We start from the raw sequence: 18,312 nt of genomic DNA, 5'->3' as shown, positions 1-18,312 counted from the left end.
CTTAACAACAGGCCAGTTCAAAATCGAGGCGTTCCGGCACGGTGCCATTTTCACTGTCCAGCGGCATAAAGCGAATCGCAAAACGACTCTTATGCCCCGAAATTTGCGGGTAAAGCTGCTCACCCAGCGATAAATTCAGGCGTAACAGATCGGCATCATCCCCGTTATCCTGGTAGAAACCGTTCAGGCTGGTTTGCTTGCGGAACGGGGCTGAGTTACGGATAAGATCGAGGATCAGCGAGAGCGTTTGATTCATTGGCTCCAGGCTTGCCAGCCAGCTGTTCACCTGCGCATCACGCTGTGCCTGCGGCATATGAAGCCACATGTGCAGAGTCGGCAGGTCGAAGCTGCAGCAACCGCCAGGGATGCTGAGACGCTGGCGCACCAGAGCGATCAGGCGATCTTCACGCAAAAACTGCCCGACGCGCGGCGCGGCCATCAAAATGGCACTGCTGCTTTTCAACTGCTGGCGGAGCGCGTCGATACGGCTCTGGTCTACGCCTGGCACTTCTGTCCATGCCTGTAATTTACGCTGCTGGCGCTCCAGCTCTTTGAGCAATTCTGTGCGGACATCGCCGCGTTCAATCACATCCAGCAGATCGCCAACGTTGCGGAAGAAATGCAGGGCGGTGGCATGATCGTTAACAGGCAGATGATGCGAAAGCTGTTGAATGAGAAATTCGATGCGCAGCCAGGTACGCATTTTTTCGTTAAGTGGGTGCTCAAAAAGGATGTGGGTCGACATTATGGTTTTTCCTGTGCAACGGCCTGCGCGGCGAACGTCAGATACTGCGCGTGCAGACGGGCAACATCCGATGCAATCGCATCTGGTGCGCCGTTATTATCAATAACATCATCCGCAACGGCAAGGCGCTGAGCGCGCGTGGCCTGTGCGGCAAGAATGTGTTCAGCATGTTCACGTGAGACCCGATCCCGCGCCACGGTTCGTAGGATTTGCGTTTCGGGGGAGACATCTATCACCAATACCCGATCGGCTTTATGTTGCAGCTGATTTTCTACCAACAGTGGAACGACCCAGAGCACATAAGGCGAACGTGCTGCGGCAATCTGACGCTGGGTTTCCTGGTGGATAATGGGATGCAGCAGGGCATTAAGCCAGGCTTTTTCTGCAGAATCAGAAAAAATGCATTCACGAAGCTGGCGGCGATTGAGCGTGCCATCCGCATTGAGGATGACGGGGCCAAAGTGTGCCTTGATGGCCTTGAGTGCGGGTGTATTTGGCTCTACCACCTGACGGGCAATGATATCGGCATCAATAATCGTGATACCCAGACGAGAAAACGCGTCCGCAACGGTACTTTTTCCACTACCGATGCCGCCGGTTAATGCGACGATATACCCCATTAAATCGAATCCTGGGAATTATTCATTATTAAAATCAATTGGTTGAAATTCAAACTTTCTACCGTGAGTGTTTAGCTCTCGTTACCTGCTTTTTATCAGGTAAATTTATAGGATTGTAGCGTAAAAAAAGAGAATTTCGCAGTCTTGCGGAGCAGGTATTAGTGCGTATGATAACGTCACTGGAGTTGTGCTTTTAACATATTTGCCTCTAACCCCAGGAATCCGCACATGCGTATTGAAGAAGATCTGAAGTTAGGTTTTAAAGACGTTCTTATCCGCCCTAAACGCTCTACACTGAAAAGTCGCTCAGACGTTGAACTCGAACGTCAATTCACCTTTAAACATTCCGGTCAGGCCTGGTCTGGCGTGCCGATTATCGCTGCCAATATGGATACGGTCGGTACCTTTGAGATGGCAACGGCCCTGGCACAGTTCGATATTCTTACCGCGGTTCACAAACACTACAGTACCGAAGAGTGGAATGCGTTTGTCGCCTCTGCATCCGCGGATGTGGTGAAGCATGTGATGGTCTCTACCGGCACCTCAGACGCGGATTTCGAAAAAACCAAACAGATCCTGAACGCTAACCCGGCACTTAACTTTGTTTGCATTGATGTAGCGAATGGTTATTCCGAACACTTCGTCCAGTTTGTCAGCAAAGCGCGTGAAGCCTGGCCGACTAAGACCATCATTGCGGGCAACGTGGTGACCGGTGAAATGTGTGAAGAACTTATCCTCTCCGGTGCAGATATTGTAAAAGTTGGCATTGGTCCGGGTTCCGTATGTACTACGCGCGTGAAAACCGGTGTCGGTTATCCGCAGCTGTCTGCCGTGATTGAATGCGCTGACGCCGCGCACGGCCTGGGCGGTCAGATCATCAGCGATGGTGGTTGCACCATGCCGGGTGATGTTGCGAAAGCCTTTGGCGGCGGTGCGGACTTCGTGATGCTCGGCGGTATGCTGGCAGGCCACGAAGAGAGTGGTGGTACCGTCGTTGAAGAAGATGGCGAGAAATTCATGCTGTTCTACGGTATGAGCTCTGAATCCGCGATGACCCGTCACGTCGGTGGCGTGGCAAAATACCGTGCGGCGGAAGGCAAAACCGTGAAGCTGCCATTGCGCGGCCCGGTTGAATATACCGCGCGCGATATCCTCGGCGGCCTGCGTTCGGCCTGCACCTACGTGGGAGCATCCCGCCTGAAAGAGCTGACGAAACGCACAACGTTTATTCGCGTTCAGGAACAGGAAAACCGCGTTTTCAATAGCCTGTAATACCGTTGGCTGGCGCATGTCCGTGCGCCAGCACTATTCTGTACTATCCCGCACTCATGGCATCCCCCAGATGGAATATCGGCAGATACATTGCGACCACCAGCGTGCCGATAATCAACCCTGTCACAATCAACAACAGTGGCTCCAGAAGCGCAGCCAGATTGTCTGCTTGTTGAAATGTCTGTTCCGTATGGTGGCGGGCAAGGTTCGCCAGCATCACATCAAGCGCACCCGCGATTTCACCGGTTCGAATCAGCTGTATGCACAGCGGTGTAAAGACAGATGCCTGCTGAAAGGCTGACCACACGGGCATTCCTTGCTCGATATGTTCGCGTACCTCCCGCAGTTTGGTTTGCCAGTACCCGCTTTCAACTGTCTCTTCCACACTTTCCAGCCCCTGCAAAAAGGCGATCCCGGCTTGCTGGGTTAATGACAGTACGGTAAATATCTGCCCCAATTTTTGCCCACGCGCCAGTACGCCCATCACGGGCAGATGCAGCAGCATGCGCTGCCAGCGCGGATGCCGTCGTAGCTTACAGGCGGCAACAACTAAAATAAGAAGCAGGGCAAAAAGCGTGACAATGTGCCCCTGAATAGCGGCGGCTAACCCCATGACAGCCTGCGTGAGCCAGGGCAGGGGGGTATTAAACGTTTTATAGATCGCGGCGAACTCGGGCAGCACCAGCGTCACCATCGCCAGCACCACCAGCGCTGCAAGGGTCAGAATGATCGTGGGATAGCGCAGCGCCTTTTTGACTTTTGCACCGAGCTGCTCCTGGGCTTTTTGTTGCTGTGCGAGCTGGCGACAGCACTCCTCCAGCTTCCCCGTCAGCTCGCCTGTCTTTACCATGGAGACATAAAGCGGGCTAAACACCTCCGGCCATTTATTCATTGACGCAGAAAAGGAACAGCCTCCACTGAGATCGTCAGCAAGGCTGTGAAGCAGAGCCTGCCAATACTTTAACGGATGCTGTTCCGCCAGCATTTGCAGGCTGTGAGACAACGTCAGGCCAGCCTGCAGCAGCGTCGCGAGCTGGTGAAAGATATCGTAGCAGTGATGACGCTGCCATCGAGGACGCTGCAATGACCGATTGAGCGCCAGCGGATGAAGATGCCGTTGTTCTAAGCTGCTGCAAGCGGCTTCTCGACTGATAGCCCAAAGCGTGCCCGTGCGGATTTCACCCTCCGCAGTAAGCGCCCGCCATCGCCAGAGTTGATTAACAGCCATCGGGCATTCCCATGACGCGGACTACCTCTTCGATCGTGGTGAGCCCTTCTTCTACAGCCATACAGCCATGCTCAAACAGCGATGTCATTCCCGCCTGACGGGCGCTGCCCTCTATCACTTCTATGGTTGCTCCGCTGGCAATCGCCTGCCGAAGCGTGCTGTCGATGGACAGCACTTCAAAAATCGCCACGCGGCCATAAAAACCGTGATAACAGCGATCGCAGCCTGTAGGTTGCCAGCGCGGAAGCGGCCTGGGCCAAAGGGCGCGAGGTAATTCTTCACGGCCGCTGGCTTCAGGGCGACAGGGGGGACACAGGCGGCGAACCAGCCGCTGGGCAATCACCAGCGAAAGCGCTGAGGAGATCATCCACCGGGCGACCCCCATTTGTTGAAGACGAATAAGCGTCTCCGCTATTGAATTGGTATGGAGCGTAGACAGCACCAGATGCCCGGTTTGCGCGGCCTTGATGGCGATCTCTGCGGTGTCGCCGTCACGGATTTCGCCCACCATGATGATGTCGGGATCCTGACGAAGCAGCGCCCGCAGCACACTCTGGAAGGTTAATCCTGCTCGGGGGTTAATCTGCGTCTGGTTCAACCCGGCAAGCGGTATCTCAATCGGATCTTCCACGCTGCAGATGTTGACGTCCTGAGTGTTACGCGCCTGCAGCGCGCTGTAAAGCGATACGGTTTTCCCGCTGCCGGTGGGGCCCGTCACCAGGATCAAGCCTTGCGGGCGATGAAGGGCCTCGTTAAAGCAGGCTAGCTGTTCGGCATTCATTCCCAGCTTAGCGGGTTCCAGCGCCTGTTGAACCTGATGCAGCAGGCGCAGCACAATTTTCTCACCACCGCTACAGGGGAGCGTAGAGATACGGAAGGAGACCGGCTCGTTGGCTACCTCAACCGTAAACTGACCATCCTGAGGCAAACGGCGCTCCGCAATATCCAAATTGCCCAACACCTTTAAGCGAGCGATGAGCATGGTCGCCAGCGCCGCGGAAAGCGGCGGCTGCGGGCAAAGTACGCCGTCGATGCGTAAACGGATCTGGCAGGCGTGCTCCATCGGTTCAATATGAATGTCGGATGCGCGTTGGCTTATCGCCTGCTGCAGCGTGTGGTTGAGGATATCTACCGCGGAGTGCGGTGCTGATACGACGGGGAGATGAGATTGAGATGCCATCTGCCGGTGCTTTTCCATGCGTTCAACGCTCCAGCATTCAATATCAATCCGTTTTTGCGTCGCGAAACGCAATGCTTCCATCAGTTCCTTGCCGGGATTTCCCGCTACGGCAATGCTGATCGTGTCGGTATCGTTGGTCAGTAGCACGGCGTGATGACGCAGGCAGAGTGCGACGAGGTGCTCGGTATTCATCATCCGCTCCCGTTAGTGAGTGTCGAAGCGGAAAACGTCTTCACAGGCTTGCTTGAGCGCGCTGTCAGAGTCGATCTTGCAGTCACGCGTCCAGCCCGTCATGCCATTGCCGTCGCTCCAGAGCGGCGTCATGAGAACCTCAAGCCCGTTCAGGCTCTCCTGCCCCGTTAACGACACGACGCCTTTAGCCACGCTCATCGCTGAAACATAACGTGTCGTCGTCGGAGAGGGGATGCCGTTCGTCCCCGCATCACAACGCTCCACGCCACCGTGGTCCAGCGCGCAAAGCTCAATAGCAGTGCGATAAGGGACAAACGTTTGCAGCATATCGGTGAGTGCGGCTTTTCGCAGGTAGTTCTGGTACGCGGGTATGCCGATGGCGCTCAGGATGGCAATAATGCCAATCACCACCATTAGCTCAATGAGCGTGAATCCTTTTTGTCTGTTCATGTCTGCTCCTTAGGTTAAGTGCCGCTACTCTGGCAGTGAGAGGGAGCAGAAACGAGGGGCAAAAAAGGAAACGTGAAGGGGCTTTCAGGGATTTAACGTAGCGTTTCAGGGAAGGGCAAAAGTTTTGCGATGAAGTCTGTGATTCCCCCTTCGCGTGAAGGGGGAGAACGGGATTACTTAAAGCGCATGGAGAGATCGAGAGCCCGCACATGCTTGGTGAGGGCACCTACGGAGATAAAATCAACGCCGGTTTCCGCGAATTCACGGAGGGTATCGAACGTCACGTTGCCGGATACCTCAAGCTGCGCCTGTCCGTTCGTCAGTTTTACCGCCTCACGCATCTGCTCGGTTTCAAAGTTATCCAGCATGATGATGTCAGCCCCGGCCTTAATCGCCTGCTCAAGCTCTTCCAGATTTTCCACTTCCACTTCAACCGGCACGTCCGGGTGGAGCCAGAAGGCTTTTTCCACCGCCTGGCGCACGGAGCCAGAGGCAATAATGTGGTTCTCTTTAATCAGAAAGGCATCTGACAACCCCAGACGATGGTTTGCGCCGCCGCCGCACAGCACCGCGTATTTCAGCGCGGTACGCAGGCCCGGCAGGGTTTTGCGGGTATCCAGCAGCTGCGTGCGGGTACCGGCCAGCAGGTCAACGTAGCGACGTACTTCGCTTGCTACCCCGGACAAGGTCTGGACGAAGTTCAGCGCGGTGCGCTCGCCGGTGAGCAGCACGCGGGACGGGCCATCGAGCTCAAATAGCGGCTGGTTCGCCGTGACGGTGTCGCCGTCCTCCACGTGCCAGGTTACCTGCACATCATCGCCTGCCAGCTGGGTAAAGACCTCTTCAACCCAACGCTTGCCGCAAAAAACGCCGTCTTCACGCGTGATGATGACCGCGTGGGAGCGTGTCTCTTTTGGCAACAACTGTGCGGTAATATCGTTGTCGGCGCTGACGTCACCGCCAAGGTCTTCTTTCAACGCATGGGCAACGCTTGCCGGGATATCCATGTTAATACGTTCCAGAAGGGCTTCACGTCGGTGGTCGGGGTTGTAGCGGCGAGGCGGCATGATAAAACTCCAAATTGGTAACGAATCATAATATTGAAACATGCTACTCTGAACCGAGTCATTGCACCATACAGAAGGAGTTCCAGCATGTTGTTAGAAGACGGATGGCTGGTGGATGCGCGGCACGTGCCCTCGCCGCACCACGATTGCCGCCCGGAGGATGAAAAGCCCACACTGCTGGTGGTTCATAATATTAGTCTCCCGCCGGGTGAGTTTGGCGGTCCGTGGATCGATGCGTTATTCACTGGAACGATTGATCCCGATGCTCATCCCTTTTTTGCTGAAATTGCTCATCTGCGCGTATCGGCACATTGTCTGATCCGTCGCGACGGAGAAGTGGTTCAATATGTTCCTTTTGATAAACGCGCCTGGCATGCCGGGGTGTCGATGTATCACGGGCGCGAACGGTGCAATGATTTCTCCATTGGGATCGAACTGGAAGGCACGGATACCACGCCCTACACCGATTCACAGTATCAACAGTTAGCGGCCGTGACCCGAACGCTTATCGGGCTCTATCCGGCAATCGCTGAAAATATTACCGGACACAGTGATATCGCCCCGGTGAGAAAAACCGATCCCGGTCCGGCTTTTGACTGGTCCCGGTTTCGCACCATGCTCGCCGCGTCGTCAGAATAAGGAGATACCATGACGTTGTTTACCATGCTGCTGGTAATGATTGCTGAACGCCTGTTTAAACTTGGCGAGCACTGGCATCTGGATCACCGGCTGGAGGGGGTTTTCCGCCGGGTCAAACATTTTTCCATGCTGCGTACGCTGTTGATGATGGCGGGCGTCATGCTTATTACCTTCCTGCTCCTGCGCTCGCTGTACGGGCTGTTTTTCAACGTGCCGCTGCTGGTGGTGTGGATCCTGCTTGGGGTGCTGTGCATTGGTGCGGGCAAAGTGCGTATGCACTATCACGCTTATCTTAAAGCCGCCTCCCGTGACGATGCCCATGCGCGCGGAGCCATGGCGAGCGAGCTGACGATGATCCACGGCGTGCCGCCGGACTGCGACGAGCGCGAGTTTCTGCGCGAGCTGCAAAACGCGCTTCTGTGGATTAACTTCCGCTACTATCTGGCACCGCTGTTCTGGTTCGTGGTGGGCGGTCCGTGGGGGCCGGTACTGCTGATGGGGTATGCATTCCTGCGCGCCTGGCAGACCTGGCTGGCCCGTTACCTGACGCCCCATGAACGCTTGCTGTCAGGCATTGATGCCATCCTGCACGTGCTCGACTGGCTCCCGGTTCGTCTGGTGGGCGTGGTGTACGCGTTAATTGGTCACGGTGAAAAAGCGCTGCCTGCATGGTTCGCCTCGCTTGCCGACCGCCATACGTCGCAGTACCAGGTGTTAACGCGTCTGGCGCAGTTCTCGCTGGCGCGAGAGCCGCACACCGACAAGATTGAAACGCCGAAAGCCGCTGTCTCCATGGCGAAGAAAACGTCGTTCGTGGTGGTTGTGGTCGTGGCGTTGCTGAGTATCTACGGCACGCTGGTGTAAGCCAGCGCGCCGCAAAGACTAAAGCGTATCCGCGGGCGGGATGCCGAAATCAGGCATCCCGTTTTCGTCCCAGCGGACAAGCTTCAGGCGGGTGTGGCGGTTCGGATCGTACAGCGGGTCGCCCTCAATTTCGGTGTAATTACGCGCGTGATACACCAGCACATCCTCCCCTTCCGGCGTTTGCGTAAAGCTGTTGTGTCCCGGACCGTACTGGCGGTTTTCGTAACTGGTGACGAACACCGGGTGCGAGGATTTTTGCCAGTTTGCCGGGTTTTGCGGATCGGCATTAAGGTCTATCCACAGTAGCCCCATGCAGTAGTTCTCGTCGGTGGCGCTGGCGGAATAGCTGATAAACAGCTTATCGTCGTGAACCAGCACCGCCGGACCTTCGTTGACCCAAAACCCGCGACACTCCCAGTCATACTCCGGCTTGCTGAGCATCACCGGCTCGCCTTTCAGCGTCCAGGGGTTTTCCATTTCGCACAGATAAAGATTGGAGTTCCCGGAGATGTCCGGCGCTTTTTGCGCCCACAGATACCAGCGTTTTCCCTGATGAACAAAGGTGGTGGCATCCAGCGCGAAGGTGTCGAACTGCGTTTTTATCTGACCTTTTTCCGTCCACGTACCGGTGAGCGGATCGCCGTCGGCACACTCCAGCGCAAACATCCGGTGCTGGAACATCTCAAGTTCGTCGAGCGCCTGGGTATGCGTCGCGGCAAAGTAGATGTACCACTTGCCGTCAATGTGGTGCAGTTCCGGCGCCCAGATCAGCTGGCTCATCGGGCCGGTCTCGGGTTTGCGCCAGACCACAACTTCTTCAGCATTACGTAAGCCTTCCAGCGACTCTGCGCGGCGGATCGCCAGCCTGTCGTACTGCGGCACGGAGGCGATAAAAAAGTACTGCCCCTCATGGCGTAAAATGTACGGGTCGGCACGTTGTTCGATAAACGGGTTTGGCCACTGATGCATTTGGCTCTCCTTATTTTGTCTCTGCGGCTTTCAGTTCCTGATAGTCGCTCAGTTCACGGTAATTGGTGCGACGTTTTTCCAGGTCTTCCTGAATGCGTTTCATCGTTTCACGGTCTACCTTCAGCAGGCGTACTACGCCCGCGGTAATTAAGTATCCAATGCCGGGAATGACGGTAAAGAGCAGCACGATCCCGTTAATGGCGTCCGCGCTCTGCGCTTTTGCGCCCGCGTCATAACCGTACCAGGAGAGCAGGAAGCCCACCATCGCTCCGGCAATCGCCAGCCCCAGCTTCAGGAAAAAGATGTTGCCGGAGAAGCTGATCCCGGTAATGCGTTTCCCGGTCTTCCACTCGCCGTAGTCGTCCACGTCGGCCATCAGCGACCAGTGCAGCGGTGACGGGATCTGGTGCAGGATGTTCAGAAGGAAGTAGAGCACCACGATGGTGACGGTGGCTTTCGGGTCGAAGAAGTAGAAGGCGCAGGAGAAAATCGCCAGCACGATGTTGGTCCAGAAGAACACCTTCAGCTTACACCAGCGGTCGGTCAGCACTTTAGCCAGCACGCTGCCGAGCATCATGCCCACGACGCCAAGGCTAATAAACAGCGTGGCGAAGTGGGTGCTCTGGCCCATCACCCAGGTGACGTAATACATGGTGGCCGCCATGCGGATAAAGCCCGGGCAGACGTTGCACAGGGTCAGGAGCAGAATGCGTACCCACTGGTCGTTCTTCCACACGTCTTTCAGATCGTTTTTCAGCTCATCGTTGGTTTGCACCGCCGGGCGCACGCGCTCGCGCACGGTAGAGAAGCTGAACAGGAACATACAGGTCCCAATCAGGGCCAGGACGGTCATTGCCATCTGGTAGCCTTTGGCCTTATTGTCCCCGCCAAACCAGTCGGCCATCGGCAGCAGCGTTAATGAGAGCAGCAGCGTGGCGATGCCGACCATCACAAAACGATACGACTGACAGGCGACGCGCTCTTTCGGGTCGTTGGTGATCACGCCACCCAGCGAGCAGTAAGGAATATTGATCGCCGTGTAGGTCAGCGACAGCAGGAAATAGGTGACAAACGCATAGATAACTTTGCTGTTATAGCTCCAGTCTGGCGTGGTGAACATCAGGATGCTGAACAGCGCGTAGGGGAAGGCGATCCACAGCAGCCATGGACGAAATCGGCCATATTTACTGCGGGTACGGTCGGCAATCGCCCCCATGATCGGGTCCGTTACGGCATCAATCACGCGGACGGACAGCAGCAGTACGCCGACCAGCGCAGGCGCCAGGCCAAAAATGTCCGTATAAAAATAGTTAACAAACAGCATGATGGCGCCGAAGATGATGTTGCATCCCGCGTCGCCCATCCCATAGCCGATCTTTTCTTTTACTGACAGTTTGTTGTTATCCATCGACAGCTCTCCGGTTTACGGTATGGAGAGAATTATTCGCTGGCTCATGAATATATGCGTTGCAGGATAAAGGCGGTGATATGGATGAAACAGCTGAAGGCCTGAATTTGTGAGGAAGGTAACAACACGCTGTACCCGCAAAAAACGGGTACAGCGCAGAGAGGCTTAGTGTGCTTTCACGGCTTTCTGGTTCTTCTGTTTCACCAGGTAACCCACGCCGAGGATCGCAATCCAGACCGGGATCAGGGAAACGGAAATCGCCATCCCCGGGGTGATCAGCATGATCACCAGCACGGCCGCCATAAACACCAGGCACACCCAGTTACCCAGCGGGTAAAGCAGGGCAGGGAAGCGCGTGGTGGCACCTTGCTGCTGCTTGGCGCGGCGGAACTTGATGTGCGCCAGGCTGATCATCGCCCAGTTAATCACCAGAGCAGAGACCACCAGCGCCATCAGCAGGCCGAAGGCTGACTCCGGCGCCAGGTAGTTGATCAGCACGCACAGCGCCGTGACAACTGCAGACACAATAATGGTGTTCACCGGCACGCCGCGCTTATCAACGTTGAGCAGCGCTTTCGGGGCGTTGCCCTGCTGAGCCAGACCGAACAGCATGCGGCTGTTGCAGTAGACGCAGCTGTTATAAACAGACAGCGCCGCGGTCAGAACCACCACGTTGAGAGCGTTTGCCACAAAGGTATCGCCCAGCTCGTGGAAGATCAGCACAAACGGGCTGGTGTCAGCGGTCACGCGGGTCCACGGCAGCAGGGAAAGCAGCACGGCCAGCGAGCCCACATAGAAGATCAGGATGCGGTAGATAACCTGGTTGGTGGCTTTTGGAATGCTCTGCTCCGGGTTGTCGGCTTCCGCGGCGGTGATGCCCACCAGCTCAAGGCCGCCGAAGGAGAACATAATGATAGCCATCATCATTACCAGGCCGGTCATGCCGTGAGGCAGGAAGCCGCCCTGTTCCCAGAGGTTGCGCACTGTCGCCTGCGGGCCGCCGTTGCCGCTGAACAGCAGCCAGCCGCCGAAGATGATCATCGCCACTACGGCAATCACCTTAATAATCGCAAACCAAAACTCCATTTCACCGAACACTTTTACGTTGGTTAGGTTAATGGCGTTAATAATGACGAAGAAAGCCGCAGCGGAAGCCCAGGTTGGGATCTCCGGATACCAGAACTGAATGTACTTCCCGACGGCGGTAAGCTCAGCCATGGCAACCAGGACGTACAGCACCCAGTAGTTCCAGCCAGAGGCGAAACCGGCAAAGCTGCCCCAGTATTTGTAGGCAAAGTGGCTGAACGAGCCTGCAACCGGCTCTTCAACGACCATCTCACCCAACTGACGCATAATCAGAAAGGCAATAAAGCCTGCGATTGCGTACCCCAAAATAATGCCCGGACCGGCTGACTGGATAACGGACGCGCTGCCCAGAAACAGGCCAGTACCGATAGCACCACCCAGTGCAATGAGCTGTATGTGGCGGTTCTTGAGCCCGCGCTTTAGCTGATCGCCGTGCTGTTGAGCTTCCATTTGAAACCTCGTGTGTGGTTGTTATGTTCACGCTGTGCGTGTGTAATTATGAAAATCCATATTTTGTATTTATTTCTTTACGGTTAATGAGACCGAAAAAAGCGGAGATGACTTCCGTAAGCGCAAGAATAGTGGTAAGCGCCTGTGAATGCACCTGCTTTATGAAGGGCTGATGACGACTTGAATAAAAAGAAAGCATTTGTAAATCGGCCCGCTTATTCGTCCTAACCCAACCTATAGAATAGAAATGCGCCAGAAGTGGGCGAATTTTCGTTATTTGCCTTGTTGAATCGCTTCAGATTGCAAAAACCCTCGTTTCATTAAGGTTAAAACTGCCTCTTTGGGAGTAATCAACTCATTTGTGCAAAGTTACATTTCTGAAACGTTATTTCTGTAAGGTTGTTAAAATGTGCAGGGTTTACTGATTTCAATCAAAACCAATATGGACAGAAGGTGAATACTTTGTTACTTTAGCGATACGAACTTGAAAGTGGTAAGACCAATGGACTCCGGGCAAAAAGGCGTAAGACAGGGAATATGGCCTACAGCAAAATTCGCCAACCAAAACTATCTGATGTGATTGAGCAGCAGCTGGAGTTTTTAATCCTCGAAGGGACTCTGCGCCCGGGTGAGAAACTTCCGCCAGAACGCGAGCTGGCAAAACAGTTCGACGTTTCACGTCCCTCTCTGCGTGAGGCTATTCAACGTCTCGAAGCAAAGGGCTTGCTGCTTCGTCGCCAGGGCGGCGGAACCTTTGTGCAAAACAGCCTGTGGCAGAGCTTCAGCGATCCGCTGGTAGAACTTCTCTCTGACCACCCAGAATCCCAGTTTGATCTGCTTGAGACCCGTCACGCGCTTGAAGGTATTGCGGCCTATTACGCCGCCCTTCGCAGCACTGATGAAGATCGCGTGCGTATCCGCGAACTGCATCAGGCCATTGAACGGGCACAGCAGTCCGGTGATTTAGACGCCGAGTCCAGCGCCGTTGTCCAGTATCAAATCGCCGTCACCGAAGCGGCCCACAACGTGGTGCTCCTCCATCTGCTACGCTGCATGGAGCCGATGCTGGCCCAGAACGTTCGTCAGAATTTTGAATTGTTGTATGCCCGTCGGGAGATGCTCCCACTGGTAAGCAACCATCGCACCCGAGTATTCGAGGCGATAATGGCCGGGGAACCGGAGCAGGCGCGTGAAGCGTCGCACCGCCATCTGGCTTTCATTGAGGAAATCTTGCTGGACCGCAGCCGTGAACAATCGCGTCGCGAACGTTCATTACGCCGCATACAGCAACGAAAGGATTAAGCGCCAGGTACTTTTAGAGCGCGGCAACTAAACGCAGAACCTGTCTTATTGTGTTCTTGCCCAAGAGCACAATGGGACAGGTTCCAGACAAATCAACGTATTAGATAGATAAGGAATACCCCCATGTCAGAACGTCTCCAAAATGACGTGGATCCGATCGAAACTCGCGACTGGCTACAGGCGATCGAATCGGTCATCCGTGAAGAAGGTGTTGAGCGCGCTCAGTATCTGATTGATCAGCTGCTTTCTGAAGCCCGCAAAGGCGGTGTGAAGGTTGCTTCAGGTGCAGGGGCTAGCAACTACGTAAACACGATTGCCGTCGAAGACGAACCGGAATACCCGGGCAATCTGGATCTGGAACGTCGTATCCGTTCTGCAATCCGCTGGAACGCCATCATGACCGTTCTGCGCGCATCCAAGAAAGACCTGGAACTGGGTGGCCACATGGCGTCCTTCCAGGCTTCTGCGACCGTTTACGAAGTGTGCTTCAACCACTTCTTCCGTGCAGCGAACGAGAAAGACGGCGGCGATCTGGTGTACTTCCAGGGCCACATCTCTCCGGGCATCTATGCACGTGCATTCCTGGAAGGTCGTCTGACTGAAGAGCAGATGAACAACTTCCGTCAGGAAGTTCACGGTAAAGGTCTGTCTTCTTACCCGCACCCTAAACTGATGCCTGAATTCTGGCAGTTCCCGACCGTATCTATGGGTCTGGGCCCAATCGGTGCGATCTACCAGGCTAAATTCCTGAAATACCTGGAACACCGTGGTCTGAAAGACACCTCCGAGCAGACCGTTTACGCCTTCCTGGGCGACGGCGAAATGGATGAGCCAGAATCCAAAGGTGCGATCACCATTGCAACCCGTGAGAAGCTGGACAACCTGTGCTTCATCATCAACTGTAACCTGCAGCGTCTGGATGGTCCGGTAACCGGTAACGGCAAGATCATCAACGAACTGGAAGGTATCTTCGCAGGTGCTGGCTGGAACGTGATCAAAGTCATGTGGGGCGGTCGTTGGGATGAGCTGCTGCGTAAAGACACCAGCGGTAAACTGATCCAGCTGATGAACGAAACCGTTGACGGTGACTACCAGACCTTCAAATCCAAAGACGGTGCCTACGTTCGTGAGCACTTCTTCGGCAAATATCCTGAAACCGCTGCACTGGTTGCAGACTGGACTGATGAGCAGATCTGGGCCCTGAACCGCGGTGGTCACGATCCGAAGAAAGTCTACGCTGCACTGAAAAAAGCGCAGGAAACCAAAGGTAAAGCGACTGTAATCCTGGCCCATACCATCAAAGGTTACGGCATGGGTGATACCGCAGAAGGTAAAAACATCGCTCACCAGGTTAAGAAAATGAACATGGACGGCGTGCGTTATATCCGCGACCGTTTCAACGTTCCAGTGACCGATGAGCAGGTAGAAAACCTGTCTTACATCACCTTCCCGGAAGGGTCTGAAGAGCACAAGTACCTGCACGAACGTCGTCAGGCGCTGAAAGGCTACCTGCCAGCTCGTCAGCCTAACTTCACCGAGAAGCTGGAACTGCCAGCGCTGGAAGACTTCTCTCAGCTGCTGGAAGAGCAGAATAAAGAGATCTCTACCACTATCGCTTTCGTTCGTGCCCTGAACGTGATGCTGAAGAACAAGTCGATCAAAGATCGTCTGGTTCCAATCATCGCCGATGAAGCGCGTACTTTCGGTATGGAAGGTCTGTTCCGTCAGATCGGTATCTACAGCCCGAACGGCCAGCAGTACACCCCGCAGGACCGTGAGCAGGTTGCATACTACAAAGAAGACGAGAAAGGTCAGATCCTGCAGGAAGGTATCAACGAGCTGGGCGCAGGCGCATCCTGGCTGGCTGCTGCGACTTCTTACAGCACCAACAACCTGCCGATGATCCCGTTCTACATCTACTACTCCATGTTCGGGTTCCAGCGTATCGGTGACCTGTGCTGGCAGGCAGGCGACCAGCAGGCTCGCGGCTTCCTGGTAGGCGGTACCTCCGGTCGTACGACTCTGAACGGTGAAGGTCTGCAGCACGAAGATGGCCACAGCCACATTCAGTCTCTGACTATCCCTAACTGTATCTCTTACGACCCGTCTTACGCATACGAAGTGGCAGTCATCATGCATGACGGTCTGACCCGCATGTACGGTGAAGCGCAAGAGAACATTTACTACTACATCACCACCCTGAACGAAAACTACCACATGCCGGCAATGCCAGCAGGTGCCGAGGAAGGTATCCGTAAAGGTATCTACAAACTCGAAACCCTCGAAGGTAGCAAAGGTAAAGTTGAGCTGCTGGGCTCCGGTTCTATCCTGCGTCACGTACGTGAAGCAGCACAGATCCTGGCGAAAGACTACGGTGTGGGTTCCGACGTGTACTCTGTGACCTCCTTCACTGAGCTGGCGCGTGATGGCCAGGATTGTGAGCGCTGGAACATGCTGCACCCAATGGAAACCCCACGCGTTCCGTACATCGCTCAGGTGATGAACGATGCACCAGCGGTGGCGTCTACTGACTATATGAAACTGTTCGCAGAGCAGGTTCGTACTTACGTTCCAGCTGATGATTATCGCGTTCTGGGTACTGACGGCTTCGGTCGTTCTGACAGCCGCGAAAACCTGCGTCACCACTTCGAAGTTGATGCTTCTTACGTGGTTGTAGCAGCACTGGGCGAACTGGCTAAACGTGGCGAAATCGATAAGAAAGTGGTTGCGGACGCAATCACCAAATTCAACATCGATGCAGAAAAAGTTAACCCGCGTCTGGCGTAAGAGGTAAAAGAATAATGGCTATCGAAATCAATGTACCGGACATCGGGGCTGATGAAGTTGAAATCACCGAGATCCTGGTCAAAGTAGGCGACAAAGTTGAAGCTGAACAGTCGCTGATCACCGTAGAAGGCGATAAAGCCTCTATGGAAGTCCCGTCTCCTCAGGCTGGCATCGTTAAAGAGATCAAAGTCTCTGTTGGCGATAAAACCGAGACTGGCAAACTGATCATGATTTTCGATTCCGCCGACGGTGCAGCAGCAGCTGCACCTGCGCAGGAAGAGAAGAAAGAAGCCGCTCCGGCCGCCGCTGCGCCAGCCGCTGCCGCGAGCGCGAAAGAAGTGAACGTGCCTGACATCGGCGGTGACGAAGTTGAAGTCACTGAAATCCTGGTGAAAGTGGGCGACACCGTTGCCGCTGAGCAGTCACTGATCACCGTAGAAGGCGACAAAGCCTCTATGGAAGTGCCAGCTCCGTTCGCCGGTACCGTTAAAGAGATCAAGATCAACACCGGCGACAAAGTGTCTACCGGCTCCCTGATCATGGTCTTCGAAGTGGCGGGTGCTGCACCTGCTGCCGCGCCAGCACAGGCCGCTGCTCCGGCTCCGGCCGCTGCACCAGCAGCTGCTGGCGGCGCGAAAGACGTTAATGTACCGGACATCGGCGGTGACGAAGTTGAAGTAACCGAAGTGATGGTGAAAGTGGGCGACAAAGTTGCCGCTGAACAGTCACTGATCACCGTTGAAGGCGACAAGGCTTCTATGGAAGTCCCTGCGCCGTTCGCGGGTACCGTTAAAGAGATCAAAATCAGCATCGGCGACAAAGTGTCTACCGGCTCTCTGATCATGGTCTTCGAAGTGGAAGGCGCTGCGCCTGCCGCAGCTCCGGCTGCCGCGGCTGCTCCGGCACCTTCTGCTGCACCGGCTCAGGCGTCTAAACCTGCTGCGGCTCCTGCTGCAAAAGCGGAAGGCAAATCTGAGTTCGCTGAAAACGACGCTTACGTCCACGCTACCCCGCTGATTCGTCGCCTGGCGCGCGAATTCGGTGTGAACCTGGCGAAAGTGAAAGGGACTGGCCGTAAAGGTCGTATCCTGCGCGAAGACGTTCAGACTTACGTGAAAGACGCGGTGAAACGCGCTGAAGCGGCTCCAGCTGCTGCCACCGGTGGCGGTATCCCGGGCATGCTGCCATGGCCGAAAGTGGACTTCAGCAAGTTCGGCGAAATCGAAGAAGTGGAGCTGGGTCGTATCCAGAAAATCTCTGGTGCTAACCTGAGCCGTAACTGGGTGATGATCCCGCACGTTACGCACTTCGACAAAACCGATATCACCGACCTGGAAGCGTTCCGTAAACAGCAGAATGCCGAAGCTGAGAAGCGTAAACTGGACGTGAAATTCACCCCAGTGGTCTTCATCATGAAAGCGGTTGCTGCGGCTCTGGAACAGATGCCACGCTTCAACAGTTCTCTGTCCGAAGACGGTCAGAAGCTGACGCTGAAGAAATACATCAACATCGGTGTTGCGGTTGATACGCCAAATGGTCTGGTTGTTCCGGTCTTCAAAGACGTGAACAAGAAGAGCATTACCGAGCTGTCCCGTGAACTGACCGTGATCTCCAAGAAAGCGCGTGATGGTAAGCTGACTGCCGGCGAAATGCAGGGCGGCTGCTTCACTATCTCCAGCATCGGCGGCCTGGGGACCACCCACTTCGCGCCGATTGTGAACGCGCCGGAAGTGGCTATCCTCGGTGTGTCCAAGTCCGCGATGGAGCCAGTGTGGAATGGCAAAGAGTTCGTGCCGCGTCTGATGATGCCAATCTCTCTGTCCTTCGACCACCGCGTGATCGACGGTGCTGATGGTGCGCGCTTCATCACCATCATCAACAACACCCTGAGCGACATTCGCCGCCTGGTGATGTAATCGAAAAGCCGGCCAGTCGGCCGGCTTTTTTCTGATAATCTCAGGGTGTTTGTGAGGTTAGTGGCGAAAGCGACAATTCGTGAGCCGTTTGTTGTTTCAAAATTGTTAACAATTTTGTAAACTGCGGGCGGATAGAA

15 protein-coding genes are annotated in these 18,312 nt (G+C 55.0%); 6 read left to right on the top strand and 9 right to left on the bottom strand.

From position 1 onward, the window contains the following. Position 1 precedes the first annotated feature (1 nt). On the bottom strand, positions 2 to 745 hold the full coding sequence (gene zapD / locus ENTMO_RS0102470; protein ID WP_010426958.1) for a cell division protein ZapD: 744 nt from the start codon (positions 743 to 745) through the stop codon (positions 2 to 4). Then, positions 745 to 1,365 (bottom strand): dephospho-CoA kinase, encoded by a 621-nt coding sequence (gene coaE / locus ENTMO_RS0102465; RefSeq protein ID WP_010426956.1) that lies wholly within the window; start codon positions 1,363 to 1,365, stop codon positions 745 to 747. The genes zapD and coaE overlap by 1 nt, the downstream gene beginning before the upstream one ends. 228 nt (positions 1,366 to 1,593) lie before the next feature. Here coaE and ENTMO_RS0102460 point away from each other — a divergent pair, with 228 nt between their 5' ends. Beyond that, positions 1,594 to 2,637 (top strand): GMP reductase, encoded by a 1,044-nt coding sequence (locus ENTMO_RS0102460; RefSeq protein ID WP_010426954.1) that lies wholly within the window; start codon positions 1,594 to 1,596, stop codon positions 2,635 to 2,637. A gap of 43 nt (positions 2,638 to 2,680) precedes the next feature. On the opposite strand, the gene hofC is transcribed toward ENTMO_RS0102460, so the two are convergent. The 4 genes from hofC to nadC form a co-directional block, all read right to left on the bottom strand. After that, positions 2,681 to 3,865 carry a protein transport protein HofC gene (gene hofC, locus ENTMO_RS0102455; RefSeq protein WP_029484932.1) on the bottom strand — a complete coding sequence of 395 codons (1,185 nt, stop codon included), beginning with the start codon at positions 3,863 to 3,865 and terminating at the stop codon, positions 2,681 to 2,683. Then, positions 3,855 to 5,237, bottom strand: a complete 1,383-nt coding sequence (gspE, locus tag ENTMO_RS0102450; RefSeq protein WP_010426950.1) for a type II secretion system protein GspE — start codon at positions 5,235 to 5,237, stop codon at positions 3,855 to 3,857. The genes hofC and gspE overlap by 11 nt, the downstream gene beginning before the upstream one ends. A 12-nt stretch (positions 5,238 to 5,249) precedes the next feature. Beyond that, the gene (gene ppdD / locus ENTMO_RS0102445) at positions 5,250 to 5,687 is read right to left on the bottom strand and encodes a prepilin peptidase-dependent pilin (RefSeq protein ID WP_010426947.1); all 438 of its coding nucleotides are present in this window, start codon (positions 5,685 to 5,687) and stop codon (positions 5,250 to 5,252) included. A 173-nt stretch (positions 5,688 to 5,860) separates the two neighbouring features. Further along, entirely contained in the window at positions 5,861 to 6,754 is an 894-nt protein-coding gene (gene nadC, locus ENTMO_RS0102440; protein WP_010426944.1) for a carboxylating nicotinate-nucleotide diphosphorylase, read from the bottom strand. Between the two features lie 87 nt (positions 6,755 to 6,841). Between nadC and ampD the strand changes: the two genes are divergently transcribed. Beyond that, the gene (gene ampD / locus ENTMO_RS0102435) at positions 6,842 to 7,393 is read left to right on the top strand and encodes a 1,6-anhydro-N-acetylmuramyl-L-alanine amidase AmpD (RefSeq protein ID WP_010426943.1); all 552 of its coding nucleotides are present in this window, start codon (positions 6,842 to 6,844) and stop codon (positions 7,391 to 7,393) included. Between the two features lie 9 nt (positions 7,394 to 7,402). Beyond that, on the top strand, positions 7,403 to 8,257 hold the full coding sequence (ampE, locus tag ENTMO_RS0102430) for a beta-lactamase regulator AmpE (RefSeq protein WP_010426941.1): 855 nt from the start codon (positions 7,403 to 7,405) through the stop codon (positions 8,255 to 8,257). 18 nt (positions 8,258 to 8,275) lie between these two features. Here ampE and ENTMO_RS0102425 read toward each other — a convergent pair whose 3' ends face one another. From ENTMO_RS0102425 to aroP, 3 genes are all read right to left on the bottom strand, one after another. Next, positions 8,276 to 9,226, bottom strand: coding sequence for a glycoside hydrolase family 43 protein (locus tag ENTMO_RS0102425; RefSeq protein ID WP_010426939.1), 951 nt, complete (start codon positions 9,224 to 9,226; stop codon positions 8,276 to 8,278). Between the two features lie 10 nt (positions 9,227 to 9,236). Continuing rightward, the gene (locus ENTMO_RS0102420) at positions 9,237 to 10,634 is read right to left on the bottom strand and encodes a glycoside-pentoside-hexuronide (GPH):cation symporter (protein WP_010426938.1); all 1,398 of its coding nucleotides are present in this window, start codon (positions 10,632 to 10,634) and stop codon (positions 9,237 to 9,239) included. A 165-nt stretch (positions 10,635 to 10,799) separates the two neighbouring features. Further along, positions 10,800 to 12,170 (bottom strand): aromatic amino acid transporter AroP, encoded by a 1,371-nt coding sequence (aroP, locus tag ENTMO_RS0102415; protein ID WP_010426936.1) that lies wholly within the window; start codon positions 12,168 to 12,170, stop codon positions 10,800 to 10,802. A gap of 537 nt (positions 12,171 to 12,707) precedes the next feature. On the opposite strand from aroP, the gene pdhR reads away from it, so the two are divergent. The 3 genes from pdhR (at position 12,708) to aceF (ending at position 18,175) form a co-directional block, all read left to right on the top strand. After that, positions 12,708 to 13,472 (top strand): pyruvate dehydrogenase complex transcriptional repressor PdhR, encoded by a 765-nt coding sequence (gene pdhR, locus ENTMO_RS0102410; RefSeq protein ID WP_006173806.1) that lies wholly within the window; start codon positions 12,708 to 12,710, stop codon positions 13,470 to 13,472. Between the two features lie 123 nt (positions 13,473 to 13,595). Next, the gene (aceE, locus tag ENTMO_RS0102405; protein WP_010426933.1) at positions 13,596 to 16,259 is read left to right on the top strand and encodes a pyruvate dehydrogenase (acetyl-transferring), homodimeric type; all 2,664 of its coding nucleotides are present in this window, start codon (positions 13,596 to 13,598) and stop codon (positions 16,257 to 16,259) included. A 14-nt stretch (positions 16,260 to 16,273) separates the two neighbouring features. Beyond that, entirely contained in the window at positions 16,274 to 18,175 is a 1,902-nt protein-coding gene (gene aceF, locus ENTMO_RS0102400; protein ID WP_010426931.1) for a pyruvate dehydrogenase complex dihydrolipoyllysine-residue acetyltransferase, read from the top strand. The last annotated feature ends 137 nt before the right edge of the window (positions 18,176 to 18,312 follow it).

The organism is Enterobacter mori LMG 25706 (genome assembly GCF_000211415.1).
Classification (GTDB): Bacteria; Pseudomonadota; Gammaproteobacteria; order Enterobacterales; family Enterobacteriaceae; genus Enterobacter; species Enterobacter mori.
The sequence above is the reverse complement of the archived record's forward strand: the minus strand, read 5'-3'. Positions and strand labels throughout refer to the sequence as shown.